We start from the raw sequence: 5016 nt of genomic DNA, 5'->3' as shown, positions 1-5016 counted from the left end.
ACCCACCACGGCCGCGACACCTGTCCCCGAAGCAGTGAGACATCGTGTCCACGATGTCATGAGATCGTGTGTCCATGATGTCTTGAGACAAGACACACGAAGCCCTGAGATTCAGCGTCCCCGAAGTGACGAGATCCAGTGTCCACGATGTGACGAGATCACACACCAACAACCCGGACTACCAGTACCAACTCACGCTATCTGCCATCCCAAATGCGCGTTCACACCCGGATAGGCCTTCGAGAGTTCCATTAGCGAAATGCCCTAATTGCCCTAACGATGGCGATCGCGTCGGAACGGATCGGCCGAACAGTGATAACGGTGCCCGTCACAACTGCCAACTGAATTATTAGAGTCAGCGATACTCCAGCAACTATTCCACGGGGGAAGAAGTCAAATTGCTGAACAAACAACGTCAGTGCCGTCATAAGAGACAGTAGGAGCAATGCCCGAAGTGCAGAAGCCGTAAGAGGCCAAACGGAAAGACCCGTGCGCGGAATGGCGATGACAGTGAGCAGCAGCCAATTCAGAAGCAGACCGAGGGAAACTGCTAATGCGACATGTGCCGGTGAGATCATTGCACCGCCCCACATCATCAGCAGCATTACAACTCGGGATACTATGGTGACTCTAAGCTGAATCCCGTTATTAGCGCTGGAGACAAATATCCAATAATAGGCATAGCCGAGAGCCTGAAATACACCACCGCTGGCCAGAATCATAAGTATCGGCGTAGTTGCCTCCCAGCCGGAACCCAACACACCTTCAGTGATGTATGGGGCGTGGGGAATTAGGCCCGCAAATAAACCACCGATGACATAAACCACTATTAGTTGAGCCCTGTAGGCGTACTTGGCGTAATCGTCCGTACCATGTAGTCGCGAAAGTATCGGAAGGGCAACGCGTGACATTGGCTGACCAAGTTGCTGCAGAGGTACCCTGAATAGCTGGACCGCTCGAGAGTAGGCACCTAGTTCTGTGCTGCCCCAATATCGCCCCACCAACACAGCGTCAAAATTATTTGTTGCGTAATTTAGCACTTGTATACCCAAGGTGTTACCGCCGAAAGCAAGGAATGCCTTCATGCCAGCTGCTCTTCTAGGCATTGACGGCATCCATTTTGCCGTGGCTGCAAAAAGTACGAGCAACCCAAGAGCGAGAGATATCTGGTGAGCAACCAGGGCCCAGTAGCCGAAGTCGCTCATGGCCGTTACTACTGCCACCAGCAGGGCAAGAAAATTCGCCAAGACTTCAACAACGCCTAGCGTCTTGAACCGGAGATCGTGCGTCAGTTGGGCACGAAACTGCGCCATTATCGGATGTAGGAGGAACACGATGGACATCCACTTGGCGATGGGATCCAGTTCGGGGATGTCATAGAAAGCGGCAATCAATGGAGCAGACAGAAAAAGTGAAAGACTTAAGAGCAAGCCTAGCCCCGTGCTTATCCAGAATAGATTTGATTTCTGCTGGTGAGAAATATTCTGAGCCTGAATCGTGACCATTGAGAGGCCGAAGTCGGCCAGCACCAGGGCAATTCCCGCAATAGCAGTCACCATGCTGACTAGGCCATAATCATACGGTGTTAATATTCGGGCGACAATCGCTAGATTCGTTATTGTGATAACAAATGAAAAGGCTTGGGCTATGAATGAAAATGCAGCACCCCGCGAAGCCGTTCGAGCTAAGCTCATGTGAGTCGTTCCGTTCTACATGTGATACGGCTAAGTCTTCGTGTAGCGCTTAGTTGAGTAAGTCGGCTAGATTATTCCAGATCCCGAATCTTTCGTGCCGGAACCCCACCGTAGAGGGCGTTCGGTAGGCAGTCAGCGGTGACAACCGCACCATTTGCGATTACACAGCCTTGACCGATTGAGACTCCTGCCTGAATTATCACCCCTGCACCGATCCAAGCACCGCTAGCAATTCTCACTGGGGCGAATGTTGTTGGATCCGAAGCCCTCTTACGCCCGTTACCGATTTCATGGGTGCCAGTCATAATTAGGCTGTTGGGCCCGATGGAAACATTGCGTTCGAGGGTGATTCCGCCGGTGCAGTAAAAGGACACGTTGCAATTTACGAACACCCCCGCTTCAACAGTTAGTTGCCTAAGGTCTCCCATGTAGGTTCCGCCATGTCCGATGCGAGCTTCGGACACTGACGCGCCGAGAATCCGAAGCAACGTCCTTCGTAAGGACATAGATAGTAAAGGCGAGGGAATAAGCATATTCACGAGACGATCTGGCAAAGTCACAGTAGGACTCTATCAGTACTGTTCTGATCGGATTGCGAATCCGCGAGAGTTAGAGTTCACTTCATCCCGCAAAAAGTCCAGAGAGCTATGTGCTGATTCCTGAAAAGTTTCTAGCCGACAGCGGCCTGACCAGATCAAGCTGCTCTCGAATGCCTCGTCGGTTCTCGATGGCTTTGGGGATCAGGTCAGCGATATTGTCGCCAAAACCGGGATTTGGCTCAATGCAAAAGGCAGAACCTGCAAACATTTGGGCAAGGCCCTCTACCTTTCCCTGACTCGACAGGACTATTGCTGGCACCTCTTGTGACAGCGCCATAATCGAGAGGTGCATTCTGCCGGTAATCACGATGGTAGAGATCTTGCATAGTCCGCGGATCTCGGAAGGGGAGAGCAGGCGATCGAGCATCCGAACCTGCTCTGAGTCTATCTGTGCGAGAAGAGCGCGCGATAATTCGATGTCATCCGATGATGGGCGGCTAACATGTGGCACCAGGAGAACATTCATTCCTTGCTGAACAAGCTGATCAATAATGACCCGATATTCATCAATTTGTCTGACACTGTTCTCAATGTGCGCACTAATATTTACCAGGGCTAAATCGCGGGGGAAGTCGGCTGAGAATGGAAGGTCACGCGGAGTGGTAACCGTTCTGCCACAAAAGACAATGTCTGCGGTCTGAATAGTATTGGATAGGTTGTCCTGCTGACTTCTGGAATGTGACACCGGATCGCGCAGCATTAGCTCGACTCCGGTGGCCGAGGCCTGTTGAAGAGCTTTTCGTGCGTAGGGATTGGCCTTTCCGTTCCAGCTGAAGCCGAGCACTCTGGAGGGAACGTCAGCCGACTTGGCAAGCCGAGCAAGTGCAGCTCGGCGGACCGAGGGGGTCACATTGTAAGCGCCGTCCATGATGTCGGCGCCGATGATGGACAAAGACGATGCACCTCTCAGAAGCCAGTTGAAACGCCTTACGTCTCTGATATGGCTTACATCCGTCCGTCCGTATATCAAGTTTGGCAGATCGATTATTGTAATTCGCCCATGTGCCACATGAGGTACGCTGATCTCATCGCCTTTGGTTGCGACTATCACGATGGTCCCGGGAACATTTTCAATAAATGATTCAAGCATGGCCTGATCGCCTATATTTCCTGCGCCCGGAGCGGGGATGAGCAAGGAATACGGCGGTCTTGGGGATTCACATCGTTCGGAACCCATGAAGGGGTAAACTTTTGGAAGTACTGTCAGCTTTATAAAGTCCGAGGTCGCTCGAGCTAATTTTATCATGCGTTCCCTATGTTGCTCATAGTTAGGTATAGAAGGCGAGTTGTGTTCGTCAGATCGTTTCAAGAGTTCCTCTTCTGACCTGAGACGATTTCATAGATAGTTCATCACAGACAGGAAAGATTGCAGACAGCAAAGCCGATTGATGCCATGAGGATGGGTTCGACATTCGTATATCAGTGGAAAGTCGCTGTTTCTTCAATGGAACGGCGAGGTGATCTCGCGACCCGAGCATTTGAAGATGGATATCCAATAGCAATCAGGCAGATTATGTCTTCGCTGTCATCGATTGATGACTCTAACCGGAGTCGATGACTCTGGCTGTTGCTCATGGACCAGTTGAGCATACAGGTTGCAAGGCCATGACCATGCAGGGCCCACACCAGCGTCATCGCGAAGAGGCCTCCGTCGATCCACCGCTGATTTCGTTCGCCTGCACCGGCGAACAGGCCCCTTTCGACCGTAACTATGGCAAGATTCTGGATTTGATTTCTGAAGCCAGCGTTACCGTTCTGGTGGGCAAGTATCCGCTTTACTCTCGATTGGTCGTTGTAAAAATGAACTCGACCTGCTTGCCGGTTGCATACTGAGGGCGTGTGCGTGGCCAGGCGGATGGCGTTCTCAACAGTTTCAATGCTTACAGGACGGTCATTATCAAAATCTCGTACGCTGCGTCTGCTTTCAATAAATTCCTTGACTTCATCAGGGGAGAGAGCGTGGTGGTCTGGCCGCACCGGACTGACGATGCTGTCGATTTCTCCATTGGAATTCCAATTTCTTAACGCTTCTGCCGCTGACAAAGCGTGTTCCAAATAGTGCGGGCGAGATTCAGACTGTGTTGCGGCCGGTATGAGTCGATCGAATCGAGTTTCGACGCCCGCACCGAAGGGGCGACGGGGCTCGCGCAAGGAAAGCCCTTTTTCTACCCTGTGGTAGTCCTTTGTGAGTTGAGCTTCCAGGTTCTTTGCGGACACCCTAGCATTGGCGCCTGCGTCAGTTGGGGCGCTGTGGTTGTTGTAATTCCGGAAATCGAGGCAGTACTCTCGAAGAGTTTCATAAGTCTGAATTGATCGCCGAATATAAGATTTCCATTCGTGCGGTATTGCGTTTTTGATATTTTCTATCACGTCTGTCCTTTGCTAACTGGCTTAAATCCATGCGCCTCATGACGACACACAAATAATGATATCGAATCGCGGTATGCTCATCGTTGCGTGAAGTTGGTGACGGTCAACGCTTTGGCTCTGTCGGGGTGGCGGCAGATTGTAACTTAGCGGATGCGAGGTTTTCCGATCGTCTCATGGATGAGCTCTTGCACTATGTCTCCTAACCTCGATCAATGCCTGTTTCGTAAGCGGGTGTTCGGCGTTCATGCGTTGTGCCCTGTGGTGTCCTGGCGGACGAGGGCCAGGACGCGGTCGCGGATGGTTTCCATGGTGGCTTTGTCCCTGGCTTCGGCGTTCAGGCGCAGGAAGGGTTC

At 51.7% G+C, this 5016-nt stretch carries 4 protein-coding genes; all 4 read right to left on the bottom strand.

The window, feature by feature from the left end; translation table 11 throughout:
• Window positions 1-251 precede the first annotated feature (251 nt).
• Entirely contained in the window at window positions 252-1694 is a 1443-nt protein-coding gene (locus tag AC5RWU_RS23655) for a lipopolysaccharide biosynthesis protein (RefSeq protein ID WP_493986614.1), read from the bottom strand.
• A gap of 71 nt (window positions 1695-1765) precedes the next feature.
• Window positions 1766-1999, bottom strand: a complete 234-nt coding sequence (locus AC5RWU_RS23650) for an acyltransferase (protein ID WP_493986616.1) — start codon at window positions 1997-1999, stop codon at window positions 1766-1768.
• 340 nt (window positions 2000-2339) lie between these two features.
• On the bottom strand, window positions 2340-3470 hold the full coding sequence (locus tag AC5RWU_RS23645; RefSeq protein ID WP_493986615.1) for a polysaccharide pyruvyl transferase family protein: 1131 nt from the start codon (window positions 3468-3470) through the stop codon (window positions 2340-2342).
• A 242-nt stretch (window positions 3471-3712) separates the two neighbouring features.
• Window positions 3713-4663, bottom strand: a complete 951-nt coding sequence (locus AC5RWU_RS23640) for a nitroreductase family protein (protein WP_493986613.1) — start codon at window positions 4661-4663, stop codon at window positions 3713-3715.
• Window positions 4664-5016: the final 353 nt, after the last annotated feature.

It is taken from the genome of Arthrobacter sp. B0427-1-12 (assembly GCF_059092905.1).
The sequence above is the reverse complement of the archived record's forward strand: the minus strand, read 5'-3'. Positions and strand labels throughout refer to the sequence as shown.

Excerpts from the sequence above, each read along its gene's own strand:
- AC5RWU_RS23645 (WP_493986615.1), bottom strand. The coding sequence starts at position 3,470 with ATGGGTTCCGAACGATGTGAATCCCCAAGACCGCCGTATTCCTTGCTC.
- AC5RWU_RS23655 (WP_493986614.1), bottom strand. The coding sequence starts at position 1,694 with ATGAGCTTAGCTCGAACGGCTTCGCGGGGTGCTGCATTTTCATTCATA.
- AC5RWU_RS23650 (WP_493986616.1), bottom strand. The coding sequence starts at position 1,999 with ATGACTGGCACCCATGAAATCGGTAACGGGCGTAAGAGGGCTTCGGAT.